Annotated in this window: 24 protein-coding genes; 15 read left to right on the top strand and 9 right to left on the bottom strand. The window is 50.9% G+C overall.

The window, feature by feature from the left end; translation table 11 throughout:
* Positions 1-503 precede the first annotated feature (503 nt).
* The 3 genes from BCV73_RS15160 to BCV73_RS15150 all read right to left on the bottom strand — a co-directional run bounded on the left by BCV73_RS15160 (position 504) and on the right by BCV73_RS15150 (position 2,588).
* Complete coding sequence (locus BCV73_RS15160; protein WP_089547759.1) at positions 504-1,139, bottom strand: helix-turn-helix transcriptional regulator; 636 nt, start codon at positions 1,137-1,139, stop codon at positions 504-506.
* A gap of 116 nt (positions 1,140-1,255) precedes the next feature.
* The gene (locus BCV73_RS15155) at positions 1,256-1,495 is read right to left on the bottom strand and encodes an indolepyruvate ferredoxin oxidoreductase subunit alpha (protein WP_076171713.1); all 240 of its coding nucleotides are present in this window, start codon (positions 1,493-1,495) and stop codon (positions 1,256-1,258) included.
* A 22-nt stretch (positions 1,496-1,517) separates the two neighbouring features.
* A complete protein-coding gene (locus BCV73_RS15150; RefSeq protein ID WP_089547758.1) occupies positions 1,518-2,588 on the bottom strand; it encodes an Mrp/NBP35 family ATP-binding protein in 1,071 nt (356 codons plus the stop codon).
* Between the two features lie 454 nt (positions 2,589-3,042).
* Between BCV73_RS15150 and BCV73_RS15145 the strand changes: the two genes are divergently transcribed.
* The 5 genes from BCV73_RS15145 to mnmH all read left to right on the top strand — a co-directional run bounded on the left by BCV73_RS15145 (position 3,043) and on the right by mnmH (position 7,567).
* A complete protein-coding gene (locus tag BCV73_RS15145) occupies positions 3,043-3,408 on the top strand; it encodes a globin domain-containing protein (RefSeq protein WP_234489955.1) in 366 nt (121 codons plus the stop codon).
* A 31-nt stretch (positions 3,409-3,439) separates the two neighbouring features.
* Complete coding sequence (locus BCV73_RS15140; RefSeq protein WP_089547757.1) at positions 3,440-3,982, top strand: NADPH-dependent FMN reductase; 543 nt, start codon at positions 3,440-3,442, stop codon at positions 3,980-3,982.
* A gap of 179 nt (positions 3,983-4,161) precedes the next feature.
* Positions 4,162-5,187, top strand: coding sequence for a M15 family metallopeptidase (locus BCV73_RS15135; RefSeq protein ID WP_089547756.1), 1,026 nt, complete (start codon positions 4,162-4,164; stop codon positions 5,185-5,187).
* Between the two features lie 218 nt (positions 5,188-5,405).
* Positions 5,406-6,461 carry a selenide, water dikinase SelD gene (gene selD, locus BCV73_RS15130; RefSeq protein ID WP_089547755.1) on the top strand — a complete coding sequence of 352 codons (1,056 nt, stop codon included), beginning with the start codon at positions 5,406-5,408 and terminating at the stop codon, positions 6,459-6,461.
* 11 nt (positions 6,462-6,472) lie between these two features.
* Positions 6,473-7,567, top strand: coding sequence for a tRNA 2-selenouridine(34) synthase MnmH (mnmH, locus tag BCV73_RS15125; RefSeq protein WP_089547754.1), 1,095 nt, complete (start codon positions 6,473-6,475; stop codon positions 7,565-7,567).
* 450 nt (positions 7,568-8,017) lie between these two features.
* Here mnmH and BCV73_RS15120 read toward each other — a convergent pair whose 3' ends face one another.
* Both BCV73_RS15120 and BCV73_RS15115 read right to left on the bottom strand, forming a co-directional pair.
* The gene (locus BCV73_RS15120; RefSeq protein ID WP_089547753.1) at positions 8,018-9,199 is read right to left on the bottom strand and encodes an MGDG synthase family glycosyltransferase; all 1,182 of its coding nucleotides are present in this window, start codon (positions 9,197-9,199) and stop codon (positions 8,018-8,020) included.
* A 368-nt stretch (positions 9,200-9,567) separates the two neighbouring features.
* The gene (locus BCV73_RS15115) at positions 9,568-10,116 is read right to left on the bottom strand and encodes a TetR/AcrR family transcriptional regulator (RefSeq protein WP_163875822.1); all 549 of its coding nucleotides are present in this window, start codon (positions 10,114-10,116) and stop codon (positions 9,568-9,570) included.
* Between the two features lie 145 nt (positions 10,117-10,261).
* Between BCV73_RS15115 and BCV73_RS15110 the strand changes: the two genes are divergently transcribed.
* A complete protein-coding gene (locus BCV73_RS15110; protein ID WP_076164369.1) occupies positions 10,262-11,026 on the top strand; it encodes an SDR family oxidoreductase in 765 nt (254 codons plus the stop codon).
* Between the two features lie 33 nt (positions 11,027-11,059).
* Here the strand turns inward: BCV73_RS15110 and BCV73_RS15105 are convergent, their stop codons facing one another.
* Positions 11,060-11,260 carry a hypothetical protein gene (locus BCV73_RS15105; protein WP_089547751.1) on the bottom strand — a complete coding sequence of 67 codons (201 nt, stop codon included), beginning with the start codon at positions 11,258-11,260 and terminating at the stop codon, positions 11,060-11,062.
* A 227-nt stretch (positions 11,261-11,487) separates the two neighbouring features.
* Between BCV73_RS15105 and BCV73_RS15100 the strand changes: the two genes are divergently transcribed.
* A complete protein-coding gene (locus tag BCV73_RS15100) occupies positions 11,488-13,890 on the top strand; it encodes a YcdB/YcdC domain-containing protein (RefSeq protein WP_089547750.1) in 2,403 nt (800 codons plus the stop codon).
* A gap of 95 nt (positions 13,891-13,985) precedes the next feature.
* Here the strand turns inward: BCV73_RS15100 and BCV73_RS15095 are convergent, their stop codons facing one another.
* A complete protein-coding gene (locus BCV73_RS15095; protein ID WP_089547749.1) occupies positions 13,986-14,555 on the bottom strand; it encodes an LOG family protein in 570 nt (189 codons plus the stop codon).
* 234 nt (positions 14,556-14,789) lie between these two features.
* On the opposite strand from BCV73_RS15095, the gene BCV73_RS15090 reads away from it, so the two are divergent.
* The 3 genes from BCV73_RS15090 to BCV73_RS15080 all read left to right on the top strand — a co-directional run bounded on the left by BCV73_RS15090 (position 14,790) and on the right by BCV73_RS15080 (position 17,506).
* Positions 14,790-15,170 carry a potassium channel family protein gene (locus BCV73_RS15090; protein ID WP_089547748.1) on the top strand — a complete coding sequence of 127 codons (381 nt, stop codon included), beginning with the start codon at positions 14,790-14,792 and terminating at the stop codon, positions 15,168-15,170.
* Between the two features lie 147 nt (positions 15,171-15,317).
* Positions 15,318-16,712 carry a protoporphyrinogen oxidase gene (locus BCV73_RS15085; RefSeq protein WP_076164379.1) on the top strand — a complete coding sequence of 465 codons (1,395 nt, stop codon included), beginning with the start codon at positions 15,318-15,320 and terminating at the stop codon, positions 16,710-16,712.
* Positions 16,713-16,963: 251 nt separating this feature from the next.
* The gene (locus BCV73_RS15080; RefSeq protein ID WP_089547747.1) at positions 16,964-17,506 is read left to right on the top strand and encodes an HXXEE domain-containing protein; all 543 of its coding nucleotides are present in this window, start codon (positions 16,964-16,966) and stop codon (positions 17,504-17,506) included.
* Positions 17,507-17,610: 104 nt separating this feature from the next.
* Here the strand turns inward: BCV73_RS15080 and BCV73_RS15075 are convergent, their stop codons facing one another.
* On the bottom strand, positions 17,611-18,636 hold the full coding sequence (locus BCV73_RS15075) for a hypothetical protein (protein WP_089547746.1): 1,026 nt from the start codon (positions 18,634-18,636) through the stop codon (positions 17,611-17,613).
* 122 nt (positions 18,637-18,758) lie between these two features.
* The gene (locus BCV73_RS15070; RefSeq protein ID WP_089547745.1) at positions 18,759-19,634 is read right to left on the bottom strand and encodes a TetR/AcrR family transcriptional regulator; all 876 of its coding nucleotides are present in this window, start codon (positions 19,632-19,634) and stop codon (positions 18,759-18,761) included.
* A 232-nt stretch (positions 19,635-19,866) separates the two neighbouring features.
* Between BCV73_RS15070 and BCV73_RS15065 the strand changes: the two genes are divergently transcribed.
* From BCV73_RS15065 to BCV73_RS15045, 5 genes are all read left to right on the top strand, one after another.
* Positions 19,867-20,397 (top strand): sigma-70 family RNA polymerase sigma factor, encoded by a 531-nt coding sequence (locus tag BCV73_RS15065; protein WP_089550263.1) that lies wholly within the window; start codon positions 19,867-19,869, stop codon positions 20,395-20,397.
* Positions 20,398-20,498: 101 nt separating this feature from the next.
* Positions 20,499-20,930, top strand: a complete 432-nt coding sequence (locus BCV73_RS15060; protein WP_089547744.1) for an NUDIX domain-containing protein — start codon at positions 20,499-20,501, stop codon at positions 20,928-20,930.
* Between the two features lie 188 nt (positions 20,931-21,118).
* The gene (locus BCV73_RS15055) at positions 21,119-21,748 is read left to right on the top strand and encodes a hypothetical protein (protein WP_089547743.1); all 630 of its coding nucleotides are present in this window, start codon (positions 21,119-21,121) and stop codon (positions 21,746-21,748) included.
* The gene (locus BCV73_RS15050) at positions 21,745-24,900 is read left to right on the top strand and encodes an ATP-binding protein (RefSeq protein WP_256992868.1); all 3,156 of its coding nucleotides are present in this window, start codon (positions 21,745-21,747) and stop codon (positions 24,898-24,900) included. The genes BCV73_RS15055 and BCV73_RS15050 overlap by 4 nt, the downstream gene beginning before the upstream one ends.
* On the top strand, positions 24,900-25,550 hold the full coding sequence (locus BCV73_RS15045) for a response regulator transcription factor (protein WP_076164392.1): 651 nt from the start codon (positions 24,900-24,902) through the stop codon (positions 25,548-25,550). Before BCV73_RS15050 ends, BCV73_RS15045 begins: the two co-directional genes overlap by 1 nt.
* Positions 25,551-25,588: the final 38 nt, after the last annotated feature.

Here is a 25,588-nt window from a genome sequence, read left to right as displayed (position 1 = left end):
CGCTGCCTGAAATAATGTAAGATCCGCCCCAGATCAGTTCGGCATATAATACCGTACTTCCAGTGGGAAGGGATAATACAGCTGAAGAGCTGTTGCTCTGAAAAGCGTTCGTCGTTCCTGCCGGATAGCTTCCAAAAACCGAGCTGGTGTTGGTCGTCGCAAACGCGCCAATACTGTCGAGCGTTCCCGGAACGCCCGTCGTGTCCGATCGGCTGAGCCCGAGGGTATTCCCGGTAAACGTGATCGCTCCCGTAGCATTGAAAGTTGCTCTAACGATTAGAGGAATATGATCACCCCCTTTGTGTCAAATCCGGAAGAGACGAAAGAAAGGACCTGAATAACAGAATGGCACAATTCAAGGTATGAAGAATGAACCGGGGGTATGTGAAATTGCGGGGCTGAAATAAAAAACTTATCATTCCGATCGCACAAAAAAGATCCGCAAGCTTATCCACACACAGCGATCTCATCCCAAATGAGAGGTTTGTGGCAGACCTTGCGAATCATCGGTGGGCTTTGCGGATTTTATAGACACATTTTCGGTCGCCCATGGCGAGGCACTCGTCGCGGGATACCTCGGCCCCGAGCAGCGATTCGAACAGCTTCAGCTCGCAGTCGCATGCATGATTGTATTTTTTCGCAATTTGCGATATCGGACAATTATGCTCGAATAAGGTATATTCATCTTCATTGTTTTTTTGAAGCTCAACCATATAGCCGTTTTCGTTTTGAATTTCGGCCAGCTGTTCGACCTTTTCGGCAAAGTCCTTGCCTTCCATTTTACCGGCATGGTTTTTCAGCAGCGATTCGCCCCGACGGTCAAAGAGGTGGTTCACCATTTCCGTCCCTGCATCCTGCTCGAGTTCCCCGAGAAGATCCAGCGTAAGCGAATGATACTTGTTGGGAAAAAAGTCTTCAGCCTGCTCTGTCAGACGATAGATCGCGGAAGGCCTTCCCATCGGCTGCCGAATCGTCTTGGATTCGATCAAGCCTTCTTTTTCTAGCGTGTTGATATGGCGTCTGACCGCCATGCTGGTGATACCAATAAACTCCGTAATTTCCTTTGCACTGAGTTCGCCTTTGGTTTTCAGCATCTGCAGTATTTTGTCCCTGGTTGAAATATCCAGCTGTTGATTCATGTTAACACCGCCTATTCACTGATCCGGGCCATACATTTCTTTGTAAAAATGAATTCAAAGTATAAACAGCCTGTCGATTTGGAAATCAACAGGCTGAACCAATCGCAAATCGTCAATTATTTGGATTTGTAGAAGTTTTCCGCTTTTTGGATCATATGTTTTTCTTCTTCCGGAAGATCGGTATCATAGTATACCGCACCTACCGGGCAGGCAACTTCGCAAGCACCGCATTCGATGCAAATATCCGAGTCAATAAAATATTGATCCGGACCTTCCTCGATACAATCGACAGGACATACATCCACGCAATCAGCCGCTTTTTCGTCTATGCAGGCCGAAGTAATTACATAAGACATTTGTTTCACCCTTTCAAATTAATTAAATATCATGGTTAATAATTCTCTGAGCTAAATTCATAAAAATACGCCATTGCTCGCTGTCATCCCCGAATACGGCCGGGGACTTCTCCGGGTCCGCCGACTGGCCGGGCGCAGAAAGCGGGATCTCGGCCAGCAGCTTGGTGTTGAGCTGCTCCGCGAGAGCAGCTCCGCCGCCTGTGCCGAACAGATCATGCCGCTGACCGGAGGGGTCGGTAAAATAAGACATGTTCTCGATGACTCCGAGGATCGGATGGTTGGTCTGAATCGCCATCTCACCGGCCCTTGCAGCAACATGATTGGCAGTAGGGTGGGGCGTGGTCACCAAAATTTCCGAGCACTGCGGAATTTTATTGTGAACATCCAAGGCAATATCACCTGTACCCGGAGGAAGGTCCAACACGATGAAATCGAGCTGACCCCATTCCACTTCATTCAGGAACGTGCTGAGCATCTTGCCCAGCATCGGGCCGCGCCAGACGACGGGCTTGTTGCCTTGTACGAAAAATCCGGTCGAAATAACCTTGATTCCGTGCCGTTCTACCGGTACGATTCGGTTATTATGCTTCTTCGGAAGATCATGAATTCCCATCATTTCCGGAATACTGTAACCATAGACATCCGCGTCGATGATTCCTACGCGTTTACCCTGCTTGGCCAGTGCCGCAGCCAGGTTGACGGTTACCGTTGATTTGCCGACGCCGCCTTTGCCGCTGGCGATCGCGATGAACGTCACGCCAGAATCGGCGGCGACGAGCGGGGAATTCATCAGCGTTGGTGCACGGCGTACCGATTTATTCAGCTTAATTGCTATAATATCATTTTTTTCTTCATTTGAAATGGCTTTAAACCGGATATGCACGTCCGCGATGCCGATTCCCTTCAAGGCGCTGACAATCTGTTCCCCGATGCTCTCTTTGCTTGCGGACAGGTCGGGATCCAGAAGGACCGATAGAGCGGCATGATCCTTATTGATTGTAATATCGCGGATCAAGCCGAGCTCAGCAAGGGGGCGCTCATGCTCATGGTCTTTCAAATGGGTCAGGGCAGCGACCAGGTCTTCTTTGGTCATGGTTGATCACCTTCATTCTCTATCTATGATAGATTGAACTGGTGCATGAAACGTAAGTTTCTTCAGTCCATTCTATCCCTATTACAGTATGGCTCAAAGCAGCAGTACAGACCTCCTGTAGATAAAACCGGCGATGTCTAGCCCTTTTACGGATCTGTTCCCGTCGTGTTTTCCCATTACAGAACAGGTATGTACTATTATCAGAGTAATTGTAGTTCACACGGGTAATATAGTCAACATATATGTATATAAAGTAAAGAATATTTACGGAACAAGTATTGACAAAGGGAACGCTCAATTATAATAATTAGTATACGTTTATGTTTACTAATTAGGGGGTCACACCCGTGAAGGGAGGTTCAATTCCCCATTGGACTCGAATATGAATCAGGATCCCGGACAACGGGCGGATCAGGGGAACCGGGAAGCGCGCCCGACGTCTTTTTATGAGCAAATGGGCGGCGCAGACACGATGAAGGCGCTGGTGGAAGCCTTTTATCCCAAAGTGGTGGAGCACCCGCTGCTTGCTCCGCTGTTTCCGGAGAATATATTGCCTGTCATGAAGAAGCAGGAAATGTTTTTGACCCAGTATTTCGGAGGACCTCAGTTATACACGATGCAGATGGGCCATCCCCGCATGCGGGCTAGGCATCTTCCGTTTGCCATCACGCCAAAGCGCGCGGAAGCTTGGATCGGCTGCATGCAGCAAGCCATGGAAGAGGTTATTGAGGATGAAATGCTGCGCCAGCAAATGATGGAGCGGCTTGCGATGACCGCATTCTTTTTCGTCAATACGGATGAAGGTGAAGTCGAATATTAAGGAAACTACAAACAGAAAAGGAGTTAACATCATGAAGCTGGTTGGAATATCTGGCGCGATCATCGGCAGCAAGACGGCTCTTGTGGTGAACAAAGTGCTGGAAGAGGTCAAGAAGCAGTATCCCGATGTGGAGACGGAGCTGCTCGATATGAAAGATTACGATGTGCAGTTCTGTGACGGACGCGATCCATCGGCATATACTGGCGACACGAAAAAAGTGATCGATGCGGTCATTTCCAGCGATTTTTGCTTGATCGGCACACCGATCTATCAGGCGTCGATGTCCGGCGTGCTGAAAAACCTGTTCGACCTGATTCCGGTCACGGCGCTGCAGCAAAAGGTCGTAGGATTCGTCGCCACAGGCGGAACGTACCAGCATTATCTGGTGATTGAGAACCAGCTGAAGCCGATCGCTGGATTTTTCCGTTCTTATGTGGCACCAGGCTATGTCTACGTCCATGATGATCATTTTAACGAATATAAAGAGATTACGGATCCGAACGTGTTGGAGCGGATTGAGCGGCTGGCCCACGAGCTTGTCTTTATGCAAAAACGGCTGAAAGGTTCGGAATAAGACCTGTCCCCTAAGGAGCGTACATATTTTAGCGTTGGATGAGTCCTGATCGAAAAGATCGGGGCTTTTTTTGTCGTATCTTCCTCCAATATGTCGTATAATAGATCCGGGTATGATAGATTTATAGACTGATAGAAAGCCGTGGTCTTGAATCACGCGGTATTATTTGAGGTGAACAGATGCGAAAATGGGCAACATTGATCGTCGCGGTCATCATTGTCGGCGGCGCGCTGATCTATTTTGCGAACAGCAGAGGAACGGCCAAGGATGAGGCGACCGTACAGAATCCTCCGGCTCTCGCCCAGCAGGGCGGCGGAGACCAAAGCGATAATGGCGGTACAGTAGATCCGGAAGGCACGAGCGGAGACGGAGATACTGCATCGGATAACGGCAGCACATCGGATACGGAAGGCACGAGCGGTACCGGCAGCGATGCAACGGGAGGCGACGGTGACGGCACGACCGGTCAGAATGCCGGACAACCGGATGACGGCAAGGATTCCGCTGCAACCGGCGGCAATTCAGGCCAGGATACTGGAAAGGGAGCAGACGAGCAGACTGGCGGTGCGCCTTCCAGCAGTGATTTTGTCAATACGTACGACGTTGAGCATGTCGTATCCAATCCGACGAGCGATACGGTACTCGTCAACAAAACGTACCGTTTGCCGGAAGGTTACGTTCCGCCGGATCTCGTCTATCCGGATGTGCCTTTCACGTTTTCAGAAAAAATAGATAAGCGCAAAATGCGCAAAGTGGCTGCAGACGCTCTGAAAGAGCTGTTTGACGCTGCCAAGCAGGACGGCGTATACTTGGCCGGTGTATCGGGCTACCGTTCCGAATCCCGTCAGACGACGCTGTATAATAACTATGTGGATCGGGACGGCGTCAAAGCGGCGGATACCTACAGCGCTCGTCCGGGCCACAGCGAGCATCAAACCGGTCTGACCATTGACGTGTCGGGAACCGATGGCAAATGCGCCGCAGAGAGCTGCTTTGCCGGCACGAAGGAAGCGAAATGGCTGGCTGACCATGCTTACGAATATGGCTTTATAATCCGTTATCCGGAAGGAAAAGAATCGATTACCGGCTACAAATACGAGCCGTGGCATATCCGCTACGTCGGCAAAGACATTGCCGAAAACGTGACGAAGAAGGATATCACGCTCGAGCAGTACTTTGGAAGCGCGGTTCCGGTATCCAGATAAAGCAGGCTGCAATAAACAGCAGAAAGTTATGAAGGGAGCCCAGTTTATGCTTCTGATCATGACATTCTGCTGTTCTTTGTTGGGTTTGTCCAAATGGAAGCTGTATCGCACCAAGGCAAGGCTCATTTGCGTTTTTTTTCAGCGATGTGTACGATGGAATTTGCGGGTTTAACAAAATATCAGGCTGATGCCAATGATGAATATAGAAGGGTTGTGTCATGATTATGGATTCCGATTTGAATATTAAATTAACATCTTATTCCAGCAAGGGCGGATGCGGCTGCAAAATCGGCCCTGCCGATCTGAGCCAGGTGCTTCGCGGCCTGCCGCCGGCAGCGCATGATCCGAATCTGCTGGTCGGGCTCGATACGAGCGATGACGCCGGTGTATACAAGCTGAATGACGATTTGGCGCTTGTACAGACGCTTGATTTCTTCACGCCGATCGTGGACGATCCGTATTCTTTTGGTCAAATCGCCGCGGCGAATGCGTTAAGCGATATTTATGCGATGGGCGGAAAACCGCTGACGGTGCTCAATATCGTCGCCTTCCCAATCTCCACGCTGGATAAACGCGTGCTGACCGAAATTCTCCGCGGAGCGGGGGACAAAGTCAAGGAAGCGGGCGCCACGCTCGTTGGCGGACATTCAATTGACGACAAAGAGCCGAAATTCGGTTTATCGGTCACCGGACTGGTGCATCCTGATAAAGTAAGAAGCAACGCGGGAGCTCGGCCCGGAGACAAGCTCATCCTGACCAAGCCGATCGGCGTGGGCATCATGACTACTTCGATCAAGAAAGATCAGCTCACCCCGGAAGAAATCCGGCGGGTGACGGAAGTCATGTCGACGCTGAACAAGAAAGCGGCAGAAATTATGGACGGCTATGAAGTCCATGCCTGCACCGATGTCACCGGGTTCGGCTTAATGGGCCACTCGCTTGAGATGGCCAAAGGCAGCGGGGTGGAAATCCGGATTCGCAAGCAGGAGGTTCCCGTCCTGCCGCGGGTTCGTGAGCTTGCGGAGCAGGGACTGGTTCCAGGCGGATCCAAAAATAACTATGCGCATGTGCAGGACCATGTGATTTTCCCGGAAGCGATGGACGAGACGGACCGGTACATTTTGTGCGACGCGGTTACCTCCGGCGGCTTGCTCATTTCCGTAGGCCCGGATGAAGCGGAGCGTCTGCTTCAGGAGCTGGTGGATGCCGGCGTGGAAGCGAAACTTATAGGTGAGGTTACCGCAAAACATAGCGGGCAAATTGTGATTGAGTAAGGAGCTGTATCATGTTTCAGGATATACAGATCGAGAAGCTTAATGAACTGAGAGCGAAAAATGAAATCACCGTCATCGATGTCCGGTCCCCGTCCGAGTATGCGGAATCAACGATTCCGGGAAGCATCAACATCCCTTTCTTCAATGATGAAGAGCGGGCGGAGATCGGCACGCTGTACAAGCAGGTGAGCACCCAGGCTGCAAAGGAGCGGGGCCTCGAGATTGTGTCCGCAAAGCTGCCTTCCTTCGTAAAGCAATTTGCTGAAATTCAAGGGAATAAGGCGGTATTCTGCTGGCGCGGCGGCATGCGGAGCCGTACGACGGCAACGGTGCTGTCCCTGATGGGCATTCATGTGCACCGGCTTGAGGGCGGCTACCGGACTTACCGGAAATGGGTGGTCGACACGCTTCAGAGCATGGATTTTGCTCCGGACGTGTACGTGATCCATGGCAACACCGGTACGGGGAAAACCTTGATTCTCCGGCAACTGCAGGAGAAGGGCTACCCGGTCGTTGATCTTGAAGGGATGGCGGGGCACCGCGGTTCCATTTTCGGCGAGATTGGCCTGAAGAGCAGCAACCAGAAGACCTTCGATGCCCTGCTGGTGGAGTCCCTGATCCGATATCAGGATTCTCCGTACATTCTGCTTGAGGCGGAGAGCAAGCGGATCGGAAAGGTGGTCCTGCCTGAATTTCTGGTCCAGAAGAAAGAGCTGGGGCGGCATATCGTGCTCGAAGCGCCGGTCGAGCTGCGGGTGAAGCACATTTTGGACGATTACCGCCCGTGGGAGTATCCTGCGGAAAGCCTGCTTGCTTTCTCAAAGATCAAGTCGCGGATTCATACACCGATCGCCCAGGAAATCGAATTCAGCATGCAGCAAGGAAATTATGGGGCAGCCGTGAGACTGCTGCTGGAATACTATTACGATCCGAGATATGCGCATACGACCGAGGCCTACGGTGAAGCTTTCCATCAGGAACCGGTACTTGCCATCGGGTCGGTTGAGCAGGCGGTACAGCTGGTCGAGGAACGGATTCAGAGAGACCAGGAGCTTATCCAGGCAGCGGCGGAAGATGTACAAGTGAAAAAGCATCAATCCGTATAAAATGTTAGGAATAGGAAGGGCCAGGGGACTGGTTCACCACGTGTAATGCAAAAAGAAGGAATGCGCTGATGAGCGCATTCCTTCTTTGTTTAAGAGATCAGAAAAGTATAAGTTTCGGAGCTTCTGCTTCCTGATCTCGCAAGAAAAACGTCAGCTAAACGCGGTCTGTCTTCTTTGAAGGTACGTCGATAGATGTTTTTTTTAAGAGATCAGAAAAGTATAAGTTTCGGAGCTTCTGCTTCCTGATCTCGCAAGAAAAACTTCAGCTAAACGCGGTCTGTCTTCTTTGAAGGTACGTCGATAGACGTTTTTTTTAAGAGATCAGAAAAGTATAACTTTCGGAGCTTCTGCTTCCTGATCTCGCAAGAAAAACTTCCTCTAGACGCGGTCTGTCTTCTTTGAAGGTACGTCGATAGACGTTTTTCTTATGATCGTAAGCACGGAACTGCATTACATGCTGGCCCAGAGACTGCGTCGCAGCTCCGCCGGTCTTGCGCCGGCCGTGCGTGCGTTCAGCAGTTCTACGAGCTCCTCCGCGCACCGTTCCGGCCGGTAAACCTCGCGTGGAGCGGAATGGTACGGGCTCATGCGGAAGCCGTGAGGTGCGGCAGCGGTACCGCCGGTGCTGATGGCATGCAGCCACCGGTCCAGGACAAGCGGGCTCAGGACTTCCCCATAGCCGCCGCTGACAAAATATTCGCAGTTTTTCTCCTCTTGGCCCGGAATCGACTCACAGAACAGCATGGGCAGCCCTTTGGCCATCGCTTCGGTGCAGGTCATCCCGCCCGGCTTTGTAATGAGCAGGTCGGAGGCATCCATCCATTTGCTGACTTCCTTCGTCTGCCCGATCACTACGATATTCGGATGCGAGAATGCAGGCGAGCTCTTTAATTTGGTTAGCAGCTTCTGGTTATTCCCGACACAGAACACGAGCTGTACGCGGTCCTTCCACTGGGCGAGCTGGTAGAACAGCTCCTTGTTTGCGACCAATCCCCAGCCTCCGCCCATAATGAAGACTGTCGGCATGTTTTTCAGCTTCAGCTTCCGCCTTACAATCGCTTTATCTTCCTTCGTCCAAAACGTTGGATGGACCGGGATGCCGGTTACGTTCACGCTGTTTGGATGAACCCCGCGTTTCAACAAAATCCGGCGGACGGATTCCGTCGATACGAGAAACTGGTCCACCTGACGGTTCATCCAGGAGCCGTGTGCGTCGTAATCGGTAATGACCGTGCAGAGCGGAACGTCCAGTCCGGAAGCCTTCAGCCGTCCGATGATTGCGCTGGGGATCGGATGGGTGCAGACGATGAGGTCGGGTCTCAGCTGACGGATCACATCAGCCGTATGATTGTAGAACAATTTATGGAGCGCCAAAGCGGTCAGACGCTTCAGCGGTTTGTCATGCTGTTTTCGATAAAGCATGCCGACAAGGGCCGGATTGGTGCTTACCGTGAGACGGTAAGCCGACAAGATCCATGGAGCTACGGTAGGATTCAGAAAAGAGCCAAGCTCAATCACCTTCGTATGCACATTGGGTTGAATTTCCTTCATGCCAGCAGCCAGCGCATAACCCGCCTGGGTATGACCGCTGCCGAATCCCTCGGATAATATGAGTACACGCTTCTTTTGCACGATTGTTCACCTTCTACCTAGATTAATTTTGGGCTTCGCTAGAGAGCGAGCCTCGTTTCTATAAAAAAGTTTGCTTATGTTATAAGTGGGTAAGCTTATGTAATGAACCTGCTATAGTAACAGTGTATGCTTTCATGCGTTCAAACAAAACGGCCCGTGGACCAGTCTCAAACTGGACTTAAGTCGGGGGGGCGCTGCTCACGATCCACTTCACTGCCGTTGACCAGTGACATCATATTCATTAGACGCTTGAGAGCCACGGCAGCCCTGCAAATGGATTATAGAAAATGGATTCATAGGTTCGTGATCAAGTTTGGCTAGCATTCATTGAGAAGGGTGCAGAAGGGGATAAAGGTCGGTCCTACGGGTTACGCCTCCGGCCGATTCAGCGGATACAGCGCGGCGCGCGTAAGCCATAGGGCCATCTCCTCAGCTGTCTCTTGCATTTGATGGTTCAGCCAATAGTAAATGAGCCCCATCATCCCGCCGGAGGAGAAGGAAGCCTGGAGCGCGTCTGTCGTGAAAGCGAGCAATTCGCTCTTGATCACCTGGTCCAGCTGGACAGGGAAATCCTTAACATTCATCATGATGGTGTAGAATGCCGCATGCTGACGGATATGCTCAAACAAGGCAACGGCTGAAGAAATCGGTTTACCGGATTCCTCATAATCCTTCCTGGCCGACTCATGGGTATAGGAAGGATTGCGCATCGCGCTGCGAAGCGCCGTAAGAATGCCGGATGCGGTTTGGTTCAGCAGGTCATCCTTGTCGTAATAATGAAGATAGAAGGTCGAACGGTTCACGCCCGCTTTTTCCACAATGTTACGGATGGTGATTGAAGCGTAGTCCTTTTCCGCCATAAGGCTGATTAAAGCCTCGGATAGATAGTGCTGGGTGTAGGTGACTCGTTTGTTCATATGTCTAATATCCTCCAGATGATATTGAAAACGCTGTAAAATAGACATTTTCGGCCAGATTGACGTTTGATCGCTAAATTGGACGGGCGCTATAATGATTATAGACAATGTGTTGTCTAATTCAAAGGTTGGAGGTAGGTTGGTCATGAAGCTACAAGACAAAGTAACGGTTATTACAGGTGCCGGATCAGGAATGGGAAAGGAAATGGCTCTTTTATTCGCTAAGGAAGGCGCCAAACTGGTTCTCGCTGATATCTCCCAGGCCTCTCTTGACCAAGTCGTTGCGGAAATTCAGCAGCAGGGCGGTACCGCAGTTGGGGTCATCGCGAATGTTGCCAAGGAAGAAGACGTGCAGAACATGATCGATACCGCAGTGAATCAGTACGGATCGCTGGACGTGCTGGTCAACAATGCGGGAATTATGGATAAAATGGTGGCAGCGGCCGAAGTAACCGACGAACTTTGGGAGCGTGTCTTCGCCGTAAATACGACAGGCCCGATGCGGGCGATCCGCAAAGCGCTTCCAATTATGGTCAAGCAGGGAAAAGGCGTCATCGTCAATACGGCATCTGTCGGCGGATTGTTTGGATCCCGGGCAGGGGCAGCTTATACGGCGTCCAAGCATGCCGTGATTGGATTGACCAAAAATGTCGGCTACCAGTACGCGAAGCTCGGCATTCGCTGCAACGCGATCGCTCCGGGCGGTGTGGAGACCAACATTATGTCCGATACGCCTAGTATGGATATGAACGCGCTTGGTGTGCAGCAAGCGATGGCAGGCATGGGCGTGAATCCAAGAACCGGCAAGCCGGATGAAATCGCAAAGGTCGCTTTGTTCCTCGCCTCGGACGATTCCAGCTTTGTAAACGGTACGGTCATTACAGCGGACGCCGGCTGGACGGCTTATTAATCCCGCTTCGTCCCGGATGGTTCGATTCATACGCTAAATGTATATTCTCTGATTTCCCATTAAAAAAGCGCCGTCGTCCGTGCCTTTTCGGCACCACGATCGGCGCTGTTCTGCTTTCTTATTGCTGACTACCTGTGTCACCGGTTTGCGGCTCCAGGATTTACGCCCCCCGAGAACCGGATCGCTGGAAACCTTTTGCGGCTTCCCGGAATCGATCGTCTTCATTCTTTTCATCTGTAGATTCCTCCATCGTTTTCATGTTCGCCTGGAAACCGGTGTCTAACTTCACGGTAAATCTAAGCTTCCGGCGTTTAACTGATTATAGCATAAACGGTCTTTCTGCTTAGCACAAGATGCTGCGGCACAAAATTTTCCTGAAAAATCCAAATTGGAAGCCAATTCTCTAACGTCCCATGTTATAATCAAAATGGTTTATATTGGTATAATAGGGAGGAAGAAGGATGGACGAACAACAACATGCCGCGGGCATGCCAAAAAATCAGGCAAAGGAGAGGAGCTTAAGAAACACATCTGTAGCCAAAAAGGTGCTTGCAGGCACACTTGGACTCAGTCTGCTGCAGGTGCCTTTGTTGGCATCAGCGGATACAGCCAGCGGAACTTCCGTTGCGAAGGATTCGGTAGTTTCAGCGTCCCAGGACAGCGGCTCCGCAGCCTCGAAGGGACTCAATCCGGCAGACGCCAAAATTACGAAAGCCCAAGCGGAATCGCGTATTAGGTCTTTGTTTCCTGAATTGAAGGATGCAAAGCTGAACGGAGTAACCTATGGTGAGCAGAACGTGTACCCATCCAACACGAAGAAGGTATGGGAGCAGAATTGGACGATTCAACAGGGGAACCACTCGATGGGCTTCAGTACCGAAGTGGATGCGATTACAGGAGATATTCTCAGTTATAGTTATCCATATATGTACCCGTTAGACGATTCCAACACAGCCTATTACCCGCCGGCGGTTTCCGAGCAGGAAGCTCAGAAAATCGCCGAGGCGTTTATACCCAAAGCGGCTCCTTCCATTAAAGCAGGTACGATGAAACCGTCAAACCAGAACCTCTATTCATCCAACAAGGCGTTGTTCGGACCGGTTCAGTATTCATTTTCATACACGATTGACGTCAATGGGATTCCTGCCGACAATGAGTCTGTGAGCCTGGATGTGGACGGCAACGGAAATATCGTCCGCTTTAACCGCATTACTTACCAGGGGGATTATCCAGCGGCCAAAGCCACCATCAGCAAGGAAGATGCGGAGAAGAGACTTGAGCAGGGCTTGTCCGTAACGCTGGCATACATACCGTCCACCTCGCTGTACGATACGTCCGCCAACCGGGAATGGAAGATCGGTTATGTTCCAGACCGGACATTGGAGCCGATGGATGCCAATTCCGGGAAGCGGATCGATACCATTTTTGGCAAGGATTTGGAAGGCCCAAGCCAAGCGGTTAGCTACACCGCTTTAAAGGCTTCCGGTAAATTGTTCACCCCGAACAAAGGCGGGCAGCTGACCTCGGACGAAGTGCTGCAGTGGCTTCAAGGCATTGCCCCGGGCCCGGATTACCAGATCCAATCCAATCTCAGCAATTATTGGGGCGGCAACGGTAAGCAAGTCTGGAGCTTGAATTGGAACAAAAGAACTGCCGGAATAAACCGCGATGACAGCAAGTACGCGTACGTGGACGCCGACACAGGGCAGCTGCTGAGCTACCATGAGTTCCAGTATCCGGATGCCGAACCGGCCAAAGCCACCGCTCCGTCCGTGACGGAAGCCCAGGCACAAGCCAAAGCCATTGAACTGGTGCTGGCCCATTATCCGAATGCCGCCGAAGCTCTGAAACTGTCAGACGCCAAATCGGTGAATACGGCAACAAAGACGGTTTATCAATTTGTGTTCCAGCGTTTCTACAAGGACTTGCCTGTTAACGGAATGACGGTGAGCGTCTCCATTGACGGCAGCGGCAAGCTGCTAAGCTACAATGCGGATACCTACCTGTCGGATAAGGATATCAAAGCGTTAGATACCCTGACAGCAAAAGTTGATGCGAAAAACGCACAGCAGCGCCTGCTGGACGATCTCAGCGTGGAGCTGCGGTACATCAGCAGCGGCGGTTACACAGTGGATAACACGTACGTGGAACCGACTGTTCGATTGGCGTATGTTCCAACGCTGAACGGAGACCGGAACGTAGGATATATCGAAGGGATTACAGGGAAAACCGAAGCATCAAGTCTGCTGCCCATTTCGAACAAGGACAAGAGCGCTGCGCTTCCGAGCGATGCGGCAAACCACGCGGCAAGCAAGGATTTGGCGACGCTGCTCGAATACCGCGTATTGTCGCCTGGTGAAGATGGCTTGCTCCATCCCGACGCGGAGCTGACTTTGGGGGACTGGATCCAAATGATGGCGAAAGGGGTTTACCCGGATCAAGGCTATTATGGGGGCCAGTATCAACCGATCTTTACCGACGTTCCAGCCGACAGTCCGATCGCTGGAGCGGTACAGCTGTTCTTGGATAAAGGCTGGCTGAAAGACGTGAAATCGTCGGAGCTGCATCCGGAGCAGAAGCTGACCCGTGAAGCGGTGGCCACCAGTCTGACCACGGCTCTGCATTACAACCGTCTGTCCAAGTTCTTCCAGCAGGATGCACAGGCGTTGTCCCTCTCCGACGCGAATGCGATCCAGGACAAAGGCGCCGTTGCGCTTATGCTGAAGCTCGGACTGATGGACGCCGTGGGGGGCAAATTCGACCCGGCGAAGCCGGTCACCAAGGCTGAAGCGGCGACCATTATGGTCCGCTTGGCACATCTCCAAAGCAAAGTGGATACTCCGCTTAACCAAAGACGATACTAGTCATTTACGTGATCGAGCCTGGTGTTGCCATTACCCGGGTTGCCACTTGAACAACAGCCGCAGTCTCCGGACTGCGGCTGTCTGTATGTTAAGGCTTATTTAACGTAACTTTTAACGGCAGGTGCTTCATATTTACTCATCATGTCCAGCAATACAGACACATTTGGCTCAATGATGGCCATGGATTGGTACTGCGGCTGCATGAACTGTTCCCGTACCATATGCTCAAACAGGGAGATCATCGGATCGTAATAACGATTCACGTTCAGCATGCCAATGGGCTTGCGGTGAATGCCGATCTGGGCCCACGTGAACGCCTCGAAAAACTCCTCCATCGTGCCCGGTCCACCCGGAAGCACGAGGAATGCGTCGGCGAGCTCCGCCATTTTAAACTTCCGGTCATGCATCGTGCCGACCACGTGAAGCTCGGTCAACCCTTGATGCGAAATTTCCCGGTCTACCAGCACCTGTGGAATGACGCCGATGGTCTGTCCGCCTTCGGCAATAACCGTATCGGCCAGTACGCCCATGATCCCTACGCTGGATCCCCCGTAAACCAGGGTTAACCCGCGGCGGACCATTTCTTTGCCCAGCTCGACTGCCGCTTCCCGATACGCCGGCGACGCACCGTAACTTGATCCGCAATACACAGCTAAATGTTTCATAACATAACTCCCTTCCTACGAGTCTTCTCTGTTTAGGTCTTTTTCATTATAAATGATTTTCCGGACCCATGGTCGTGAAAATCTCCTGCGTTAGGTTAAGCCAAAGTAAAAAACGCTACCCCAAAGTTCGTGCTCAAGTCACGGTTTATTGGATGGCAAAAGGGGAATATTAAGGGGGAATCACCACCCGAACGCGGACTCATTTACCAATATCTATGACAAGGCGGAACAACCATGATATCCTTTGTCTTGACCTTGAAACGGCTGCTGACCGGACTGTTTCATGCGTTTAAACTGAAAAATTTCCAGGTTTTCTTTGTCTTGATTGTTCTGCTGCTTGTTTCTGGCACGATTTTTTATACTACGGAAGAAAACTTAGCCATCATAGACGCACTGTATTTCTGTATCACGACGCTAAGTACGGTAGGTCATCCGGACTTCATGCCCAAGACGGGACTCGGCAAAATTTTTACGATGATTTATATCGTTGTGGGCACCGGCACCTTTATGGGGCTGCTCAGTTATGTCGCTTACGGAGTCGTTCAGAGCAATCAAAAGGACGGCGATATTGATACGGAACGTGACCGTTTTAAGAAGAAAGCTAAGCATAAATAATATGAAGCAGGCGAAAATCTCCGCGGGATTCCGCGGTTTTTTTGTACGATTAACGTCACGAATGGGTAAGTCCGGGTACGAAGCACTATGTTATAATTTACGGGAAGGTTGAACATGCAGTCATCTTGGAAGCAGGAGTGAAGCGTCTTGAAAACAGTCGTCATTATCGGCGGGGGGATTACGGGGTTGTCGGCCGCGTATTATTTGCGCCGGACCTTAAATCAATACAGCGGGCAGACGGAGCCGGCGAACATCATTCTCGTTGAAGCGGAACAGACGCTGGGCGGAAAAATGCGGACCGTATACGACGGCGGTTTTACGATGGAATCCGGCGCCGATTCGATCGTGACCCGGAAAACGAATGTGGCTCCACTGATTCAGGAACTGAACCTGGCGGATCAGGTCGTCTATAATGCGACGGGAATTTCCTACATCTATACGGACGGCAGGTTGAAGCAGATACCGAAGGATGCCGTCTTTGGGATTCCGACCAGCATCGAATCGCTTGCCACAACCGAGCTGGTATCCGCGGAGGGCAAGGTGGAAGCCCTGAAAGACCTGTATACCCCCAATGAGCATTTCACAAAAAATGATTCGGTCGGTGCGTTTCTGGAAGCCTTTCTTGGAAAGGAGTTCGTGGAGAAGCAGATCGCGCCCGTCTTGTCAGGCGTTTATTCAGGCAAACTGAGCGATTTGACGATCGCATCAACGCTGCCTTACTTGATCGATTATAAAAACGAATACGGAAGCCTGATCAAAGGGCTGTCCGAAAATCGCGCAAAATTTCAAAGCGGCGGGCAAAAAAAGTTCATGTCCTTCCAAAACGGTGTTTCAGCGTTGATTGATGCCTTAGAGCAGCAGCTGACCGGAACGGAGATCGTGAAGGGGGTACGGGCCGAATCCGTCGCCAAGGATGGAAGCCGTTATGCGGTGACGCTGGCAGACGGCCGCGTGATTGATGCTGACTATGTGGTGCTCGGCACGATGCACTATGCGGCGCAGCAGCTGCTTGCGGATCCGGTATTGGACCAGGAGTTCAACCAGCTGAAGAACAGCTCCATGATCAGTGTTTACGTCGGTTTCGATCTTCCGGATGCCGAGCTGCCTGCAGACGGCACGGGCTTTATTACGGCCGATGGCAGCGACATTACGTGCAATGCCTGCACATGGACAAGCCGGAAATGGGAGCATACCTCCCGTGAACGTAAGCTGCTCGTCAGACTCTTTTACAAAAGCAGCAATCCACGCTATGATGAGCTGGTTCAGCTAAGCGAGGGAGAGCTGCTGAACGTTGCGCTGGAAGATATCCGTAAGAGCCTGGGGATTACCGGCGATCCGGTCACCCACGAGGTCACGAAGTGGCATAATGTGATGCCGAATTATCATATCAAGCACCACAGCATCGTCAAGGATCTGGAACAGAAAATGGCCGAGCGGTTCCCGAACATCTATCTGGCCGGATGTTCCTATTATGGCGTCGGCATTCCGGATTGTATCGCTAACGGCGAGCAAACGGCATATAAAATCGCTGCACAACTGTAGGCTTAAAAACGATCAAAAAGCGAATACAAGCGAATAGAGCGAATATGCGCGAACAGCCGCCCGAAAGGGCGGCTGTTTTAACGATAGACATGCATCCAATTCCATTTTCCCTGCCAAAGTGAATAGAATTCAGCTCTAGCATTGCCTTTCACATCAAAGGCTTGGAGAACGATACGCTGCTTGAGCATTTTCCCGCCTAGCCCGATAATATATTTAGCTAGACTTTGGCAGAAACGGGGGAGAAGCTTGTTATGTTAGAAGCTATCGACGAAGCAGTGAGCATCAATTCGCTCATTTGGTTGTTTCTTGCTGCATTTATGATTCATGATTTTGAAGAAATCATTACGGTGGAAGGCTGGATGAGGCGAAATTATGATCAGGTCAGCCGGATCGTCCCTGACCGCGCGGGCCGGATCCTCAAAGATTTTTCCAATATCACCGGTTCCCAGTTTGCCGTAGCCGTATTTTTCGAGTTTATCTTGTTTATCCCATTTACATACTTGGCCGCTGAGCATCGTTGGATGCTTTTGTTTACAGGCTTTAATACGATTATGCTTATCCATGTATTTACGCATGTGGGGCAGAGCATATACCTTCGGAGATATACGCCTGGCGTGGTGACCGCGGTGCTGGTTACACTGCCATATTCAATGTACTTATTTTACCGCCTGCTGGATGCAGGCTTGGTAAATGGCTCAGACCTCGCCTGGAGCATCCCCGTTGGTGCTGCTACCGTGCTGCCTGTCGTGTGGATCGGTCATCAGTGTGCGCGACGGATTACGCCGAACAGGTAAGGGGGATGGACGACTCTGTTAGGGTATTTTGACCTGAGCACGTTTCGTTCTGGCTCATCCGTTCTCTGGCAGCAAAAAAGGAGCCCTAAGGCTCCTGCCGGAGATCAGTTTCGAATCCCGTTCACCGGTGTCATCTGGAGGAAATAAAACTTTCCTTTTTTATTAATCTTTCCGGTAATGGTGGCTGCGCCTTTCTTTGTAAAGATGTATTCGTTCTTCTTGATCTGCACCGAGTACCCTTTCATTTGAATCCCGAACACAGCCTTGGCTTTGGGCTTGATCGCGGAAAGGGCCTGGTTTTTGCTGAGAACGGGCTTGGCAAAGGATTTGGCGAAGTCCTGGTCGTTCGTCCAATCCTGGCCGAGTAAATTTTGGATCTCCCAGACCTTACCGGTTTTTGCCCCGATAACGACGTGATTGTTATCCTCATCGTCCCGGAAGTTCCAGACAAATTTCTTGTCCCCGGTTTTTTCGCGCAGCACATATTCGAACGGTTTGGTGAGGCTGATGCCCAACGTCTTCAGGGACTGATTCGCTTTATTGGCAAGCTGTGCTTTGACGGAGGCTAATGAATAAGTCATGCTGGCCGATATTTGGTTCCCTTGATCCAGATCGATGTACAGGCTCTGGTTGTTCCCCCACAGAACCCAATAATTTCGGGGAGCATTATCCTGGTAAGGGGAGTAAACTCGCCAGATGGCTTCTGTTTTGAACTTGTGATCCGTGTCATAGGTTTTCAAGAAGGCAGCCGTTTTATTGGCCAGGGCTGCACCGATAACCGCATTGGTATTCGAAGATTTATAGATGATGCTGGTCGATTCCACCCGTTTCTTTGCCGGATTATACTGCTGGTTAAACTCGGCATCGATTTGACCGCTGAGTTTTCCGTAAATAAACAGGGGCTGGCCGTTTGCATCCTTATCCACGCTCGTAAATTCGATCTTGGTGCTGCCTGAGAGTTTGTTCAGAGCTTTTGTCAATTGAGCTTCAACTGCAGGATCCAAGCTTACGGAAGATGCTTCGATTTGCGCTTCAGCAGGCATGGATTGGGGTGCCGCATAGATCGGGGCAGCAGACAGCAGCAGCGAAAGGGCGGCGGCCGATAAGGTGATAGAACTCCATTTTTTCATTTGTTGTTTTCCCTCCTGTGTCTTGTATCCAAATGGTTTAGGTATTCATGCACTAGACGTCGTGAAATATGAAAATGTTTCAAGATATGGATTTTTTTATAAATATTTATTGAATTTATAGCTTAAATCAAGGGAAGAAGCTGCTTCGCATAAAAGGAAAGCTCGCTTTCCGATTCTAAATCGCGAAGGAGTGCAAGCTGAAGAAAACGTCTCGGCTGGTCCTTCGCGGATTCTTCCCGAAGCATGGCGGCGACCTCCGCCAGTTCATTCTTTCGCTGGTTCGGTACGGCGATATCCGGAATGATCGATGCTATTTTTTGGATCAGCGCATCTTTTCTCCCTTCGCGGGATGCAAACAGGCCCTTGAGATCGATTTGGGAATATTCCGTCATGAGCTCGTCGGTAAGCAGGGAGGGAACCGGCCGTTTTGCCAACCCCTCCATCAGATCGTCCATCCGCTCAGCGATGAACACAGCTAACCTTTTTTTGTCGATTGGCAAATAACCGAACAACAGGTGAAAGGTATACTCTCGAATTAGACCGCTCAGCATTGCAGTGGCATCCCACTTCCACTCCTCGATGCCAGGCCCGTACCGGCGGAGCAGAATATCTTGATAGTACAGGAACATGCTCCTTCTCATTCCGTTCAGAACGCTTTCGATTTTATCGTTATTAACCGGAGGCAGCTCGTTATGGTCACGCGAAATATAGTACCCGTGCTCCACATAAAAATCGAACTGATAGGCAAGCTCCTCCAGGTAGGTTTCTTTCGTCGGCAGCTGCATTTTCCGGATATGATCGACCGCATCGATCATGTCCTGCTGGCGCTTCTCCAATATGCTGATGTACAGTTCCTCTTTCGAACTGAAATGCTTGTACAGCGAGCCTTTGGCGATGCTGCAATCGTCGGCGATATCCTGTATTGAAGTCGCCTGGTAACCTTTTTCCGCAAAAAGCCGGATTGCCGACTCCAAAATTTTCTCCTTCAGCACACTCATTCGTGCCGCCTCCTTCGTTGGCGCTCAATCACTACTCATGTCTAGCTCAGATACGTTTCCAAACGCGATGTCCGGTTACGGGAATGACCGTCAAGTTCTTGTAAAAACTAATGAGTCACATTACAATTATCTTATCGGCCTACAACATTTGTGTCAAATCCAAGTCACGCTTTATATGGCCGATCCATCTTAATGATGGTGCTTGAAAAGGAGAGAAAACAAGTTGCTGGATATGGTAGTGGAAGTCAAAAAAGCTCAAGAGGGCGATCTCGATATTTTTGTCAAGCTTATACGCCAACTGGAATCACGGCTGTACGGCTTGGCCAAGTCTATTGTGAAGCGTGATGAGGATTGTGCGGATGCAATCCAGGAAACGCTGCTTAAAGCATATAAGTCGTTAAATACGTTGAAGAAGCCCGAATTTTTCAATACTTGGATCATCCGGATTTTGATCAACGAATGCAATCAAGTGCTGCGGCTCCGAAAAAGAACCATTGTGATGGGGGAGCTGCCCGAAACGAACTACCCAATCGCTGCTCATGGCGCAGATCATCAAACGAGCGACCTGCAGGAGGCGGTTGACCGGTTAAACGATACGCTAAGACTGGTTGTGCATTTGTTTTATTATCAGGACCTGTCGGTCAAGCAAATCGCGGAAATCCTTGAAATTTCGGAAGGCGCCGTCAGGGCAAGGCTGCATCGGGCAAGGGGTGTACTTGCGGATTGGATGAACTCAATGAGAATGAACTTTGCGGGGATTTGAAAAACGATAATAATCACTCAGAAACGGTAAGAATAGATACTTATACAGAAGCATCGTATAGATAAAATAAATGATCCACGCCAGGAAAGGAACATGTTGATATGCCTGCAACATCCGTCGGAGTCATCATCACGAACCGTACCGTATTCCTCGCCTGCCATTCCACGGGCAATACGTTTTACGATCTGCCAAAAGGTATGCCAGAGGAGGGAGAGACACCGGAGCAGACCGCATGCCGGGAAGTCCGGGAAGAAAGCGGCCTTAACATTCAACCGGATCAAATCAAGGATTTAGGCGTGTTCCCGTATAACCGAGCCAAAAACCTTCATCTATTCTTATGGACAACGGAATCTCTCCCCCCGATAGAGGTAATGGCCTGTACCTCTACGTTTATTGACCGATACAGCGGTCAGGTGAAGCCGGAGGTAGACGGTTATGAATACATCGGTTTCGATCAAGCCGATAACATGATGACCGCGAATATGGCACGCGTAATCCGTGATGCGGAGCGGCGTATCCGGGAGATGTCCTGAGTTTAATCTTGACGACGAAACCGCCTCTGCGCAGGCGGTTTTTTTGCTGCGTGTTCACGTCCTCTGCGCAGCTTTCTTGAGTAATGGTAACACCCGGTTCTATCAAGTTATTGACAATTGTCAGGCTGGGTTTACTATAAACATGGAAGGAAAAAATTAGGTATTTCGTATACCGGCAGGGGGTCTGGATGAAATTGTTAACGGTTACTTATCAAGAAATTGAACCTAAGCTGCAAACGGGGGATATTCTGCTGGCACACGGCGTCGCCAAAGGCAGTCAGCGGATCGAAGAGCTGGAGCATTGTCCATGGTCGCACGTGGCGATGGTGGTTCGGGCACCGGACGGTGAAGCGCTGCTGTGGGAATCCACGTCACTGGATAATCTGGAGGATACTTGGCTGCATGTCAAGAAATCCGGTCCCCAGCTCGTTAAGCTTCGTGACCGCCTGTCTACGGATGTCGGGAACCATTATGACTCGATTTTCGCGATCCGGCAGCTTCAAGCTGATCGTACACCGGAGATGCAGGCGATGCTCGATCGCTTCATTGAAGAAGTGCATGGTGCAGTTTTTCCCGATAAGAAAAGAATGTATTGGGAAATTATAGAGGGAAAGTTCGGGATAACATCTTCATTCCGCGACTTTTTTTGCAGCAAATTGTTAGCTGAAACATATATCCAGCTCAAACTGCTGTCCTCCACCAAAGCGCCTAACAGTTACGAACCTAGAGATTTCACATCGAAGCATCGTTTGTCATTGCTTGGAAACGCCAGACTCGGCGACGAAATTTACTTGGACGCCTCTTCGTTTCGTGCATGAGTTGGCGTCGCCGCATCAGGGCTGCCGTCTTTGCTGTGCTGGTCTTCACTGCAGCATGGAATCCGGCGGTAATCACCGCTTCGTCTTCGCTGACTGTGAAGAACGGCGAAATGCAGCTGTCCGGATGGGACTTTAGAAGCGATGGATCCGTCGAACTGAGCGGGACTTGGGAATTTTACTGGAAGCAGCTCCTCTGGCCGGATGATTTGCAGAGCACAACGCCACCAGAGGTCAGCGGATATGTGGAAGTCCCCGGCTACTGGACGAATCACAGGCTGAACGGATCACCGCTTCCGCCGGACGGGTATGCAACGTATCGTATGGTGATTCGCGGGCTTGACCCGTCGGACGATGTGGCCATTAAACTGCGGAATATGTATTCTTCTTACGCTTTGTGGGTGAATGACGAACTGGAGGCTTCATCCGGACAACCCGGAACGACGCCCGAAAACACATCTCCACAGTATGGTGCCTCCATCGTCATACCGGTTGAACCCAGCCCGGAAGGGAGCTTGACACTGCTGATCCAGGTGTCCAATTTCACTTATCCCAAGGGAGGAATCAACAATTCCCTCGAGCTTGGGGATGCCAAGCTGCTTCAGAAGGAGAGGTCAGGAGAGCTGGTTCAGGACAGCCTGGTCATCGGGGCGCTGCTTGTCATGGGAATCTACCATCTGTTCTTGTATGGATTCAGGCGAAAAGATGTGACCCCGCTGTATTTCGGGTTGTTCTGCATGTGCATTGCCTTTCGAACGATGCTGGTCGGTTCGAGATACATTCTGGAGATCCTTCCCGGTTTTTCGTGGGAATGGTTCGCCAAAGCCTCCTATTTAACGGTTTACGTGGGCGAATTTTTCTTGATCTCATTTATTTATTATTTGTTTCCTCAATATTTGTCGCGTTCCGTTCGACGCGTTACCCAAATGTTCACCCTCATCTTGACAGTGCTTGTGCTTACCACGGATATACGGATTTACGATTATTCGCTGCTGCCCTTTGAGATTTATTCGATCGGCCTCGTGCTGTACGCCATTTATGCTTCTTACCGGATCGCCCGTCAGCGCCAGGAAGGGTCTCTGCTGCTCATTCTCGGGTTTAGTTTGATCTTCGTGACCGCACTGAATGATACGCTGAACCGGAAAGGCATTCTCGATACCCCGGCACTGCTGCAATTTGGCGTACTTAGCTTTGTTTTTATGCAATCCCTGCTTATATCCAAAAAATTTTCCCGTGCTTTCTCCCAGGTCGAGAGCTTATCGGAGCGCTTGTTAACGCTGGATAAGCTGAAAGATGAATTTTTGGCCAAAACATCTCATGAACTCCGGACACCGCTGCACGGCATTATCGGACTGGCGGATTCGCTGATCGACGGAAGCTCCGGCAAGCTCCCTCTGCCCGTGATTGAGCTGCTGCGGCTCATGAAAATCAGCGGGCAAAGGCTGGCCCATCTGGTGAACGACATCCTGGATTTCTCCAAGCTCAAACATCAAGAGATTACTTTGCACAAAGTAACGGTGGATTTGCGCCTTGCCGTCGACCTGACCCTTCAAGTCCTTAAGCCTCTGGCCGTAAACAAGGGACTCCATATGGAAAATAAGCTGCCGGACGATCTGTATGTAATAGCGGACGAGAACAGGCTCCAGCAAATATTGCATAACTTGATCGGCAATGCCATTGCGTATACGGAATCCGGAACCGTCACGATCACGGGACGCAAGTCGCACGGTCAAGCCAAAATTCAGATCAAGGATTCGGGAATCGGCATTGCGGAGTCGGACTTGTCCCGCATTTTCGAATCGTTTGAGCAGGTCCGTCCCATGAACGGTCCTCAGCAGGGCGGTACCGGTATTGGGCTGTCTATTACGAAGAAGCTGATTGAACTGCATGAAGGCGAGATCGAAGTGGTGTCCAAATTGGGCGAGGGCTCAACGTTCAGCTTTACGCTTCCGCTGGCGATGCCGCAAACGCCGCGGATTCAGCCGAGGACGGCGCTCACTTCACAGGACACCGGGGTGCAGGATCGGCATACGGATTGGAGCATGATCCGGACTACCGCGGAACCCGCGGAAGCCCAGATGAATCTGCCTTCAGTGCTTATCGTCGATGACGACCCGATCAACGTCCAGGTGCTGCTGCAATTTCTCGGAGGGAAATATGCGCTTAAGTCAACGGGAAGCGGGCAAGAAGCCGTGGAATGGATCAGGAACGGCTACAAGCCGGACATCGCTCTGCTGGATGTGATGATGCCGTTTGTGTCAGGGCTTCAGGTGGGCCAAGAGATACGCCGGCATTACAATTCCGGGGAGCTGCCGATGATTTTCCTCAGCGCTAGGAGTCAAATGACCGACCTCGTTGCAGGCTTTGAGCATGGCGGCAACGATTATCTTGTGAAGCCGGTCGACAAACAGGAGCTGCTGGCCAGGCTGGAATTGCATCTGCAGCTGGTCCGCTGGAACCAGACCCTGGAGCGCGAGGTTGAAGCAAGAACGATTGAGCTGGAGCATTCCCTGGAGGAGCGGGCAAGAGCGATGTCCGAAGTCTCAGTCCTCGCCGAGCGTAACCGGATTGCCGGCGAAATCCACGATCATGTGGGGCATATTCTTACGGCGAGCATCGTTCAGCTTCAAGCCGGTCTGAAAATGTTATCCATGAGCGCCCCTGAATCGGTCGACAAATTGAATCTAGCATCAGAATTGGTTCGCAAAGGGCTCCATGAAATGAGGAAATCGGTACATATGCTGGGCGAGGAAGCAGCGGCCGCATCCTCGTTCCAGGATTCCCTGCTGCAGATCATAGAAGATTCGGAAAAATACGCTGAGGTGACACTGGAGCACATCATTGAAATCACGGATGGCCGTTTGGAACCGGAAGCGGAAAAGCTGATCCGCCATGCGCTGCAGGAAGGAATCACGAACGGCATCAGGCATGGCCGGTGTACGCATTTTCGGTTCGAGCTGGTGGAAGAGGACGGCTCGGTCCGGTTCACACTGGAGAACAACGGCTTGCCATTTGCATCGGATCGGCTAGGTTTCGGTCTGACCATGATGCGGCAAACGATTCGCCGAAGGGGTGGAACCTTCCGGATCGGCACCAATGAAGGTGCAGGCTGCCTATTGGTGCTCACCCTGCCAAGTAGAAGGGAGGATCAATGATGTCAAAATTAACGATACTTATCGCAGAAGATCAGACGCTTGTGCGGGAAGGCCTTGAGACCATACTTAATCTGGAATCCGACATAGAGGTTGTAGCAACAACCGACAACGGCCAAACCGCCTATGAGCTTACTAAGAGCTTGAGGCCGCAGCTCGTGCTGATGGACATCGAAATGCCGGTGATGAACGGGATTACGGCAACCCGGCTGATTAAGGAGTCGAGCCCGGAGACGATTGTTCTGATTTTAACGACGTTTACCAATGAAGATTATATTATTGAGGGTCTTGCGAGCGGAGCGTCCGGCTACCTGCTCAAAGACTTTTCATCCGACAAACTGATTCACTCATTGAAAGAGGCGGTTCGGGGCGAACTGATGCTGCCCTCCAAGCTGGCGGCCAAGTTTGCTGCCCGTATGCGCACAGCAGCAGCCCCCAGGCAGCCCGGAATCGATTATGGGCTGACCCCGAGGGAGCTTGAGATCGCCAAGCTGATTACGGCACATAAGAACAACCGGGAAATTGCCGATACGCTGTACATCACCGAAGGGACGGTGAAAAACTACATCAGCGTGATCTATGAGAAAATCGGGACGAATGACCGGACCAAGGCCATCCTGCTGCTGAAGCATGCCTTGGAGGCTGTAAACTAAATGAAAATGAAGTTCTCACGAGCACCGTTTCCTCTTCA

This window comes from Paenibacillus sp. SSG-1 (genome assembly GCF_002224835.1).
Taxonomy (GTDB): domain Bacteria; phylum Bacillota; class Bacilli; order Paenibacillales; family Paenibacillaceae; genus Paenibacillus_AQ; species Paenibacillus_AQ favisporus.
This window is presented reverse-complemented; position numbering and strand designations above follow the sequence as displayed.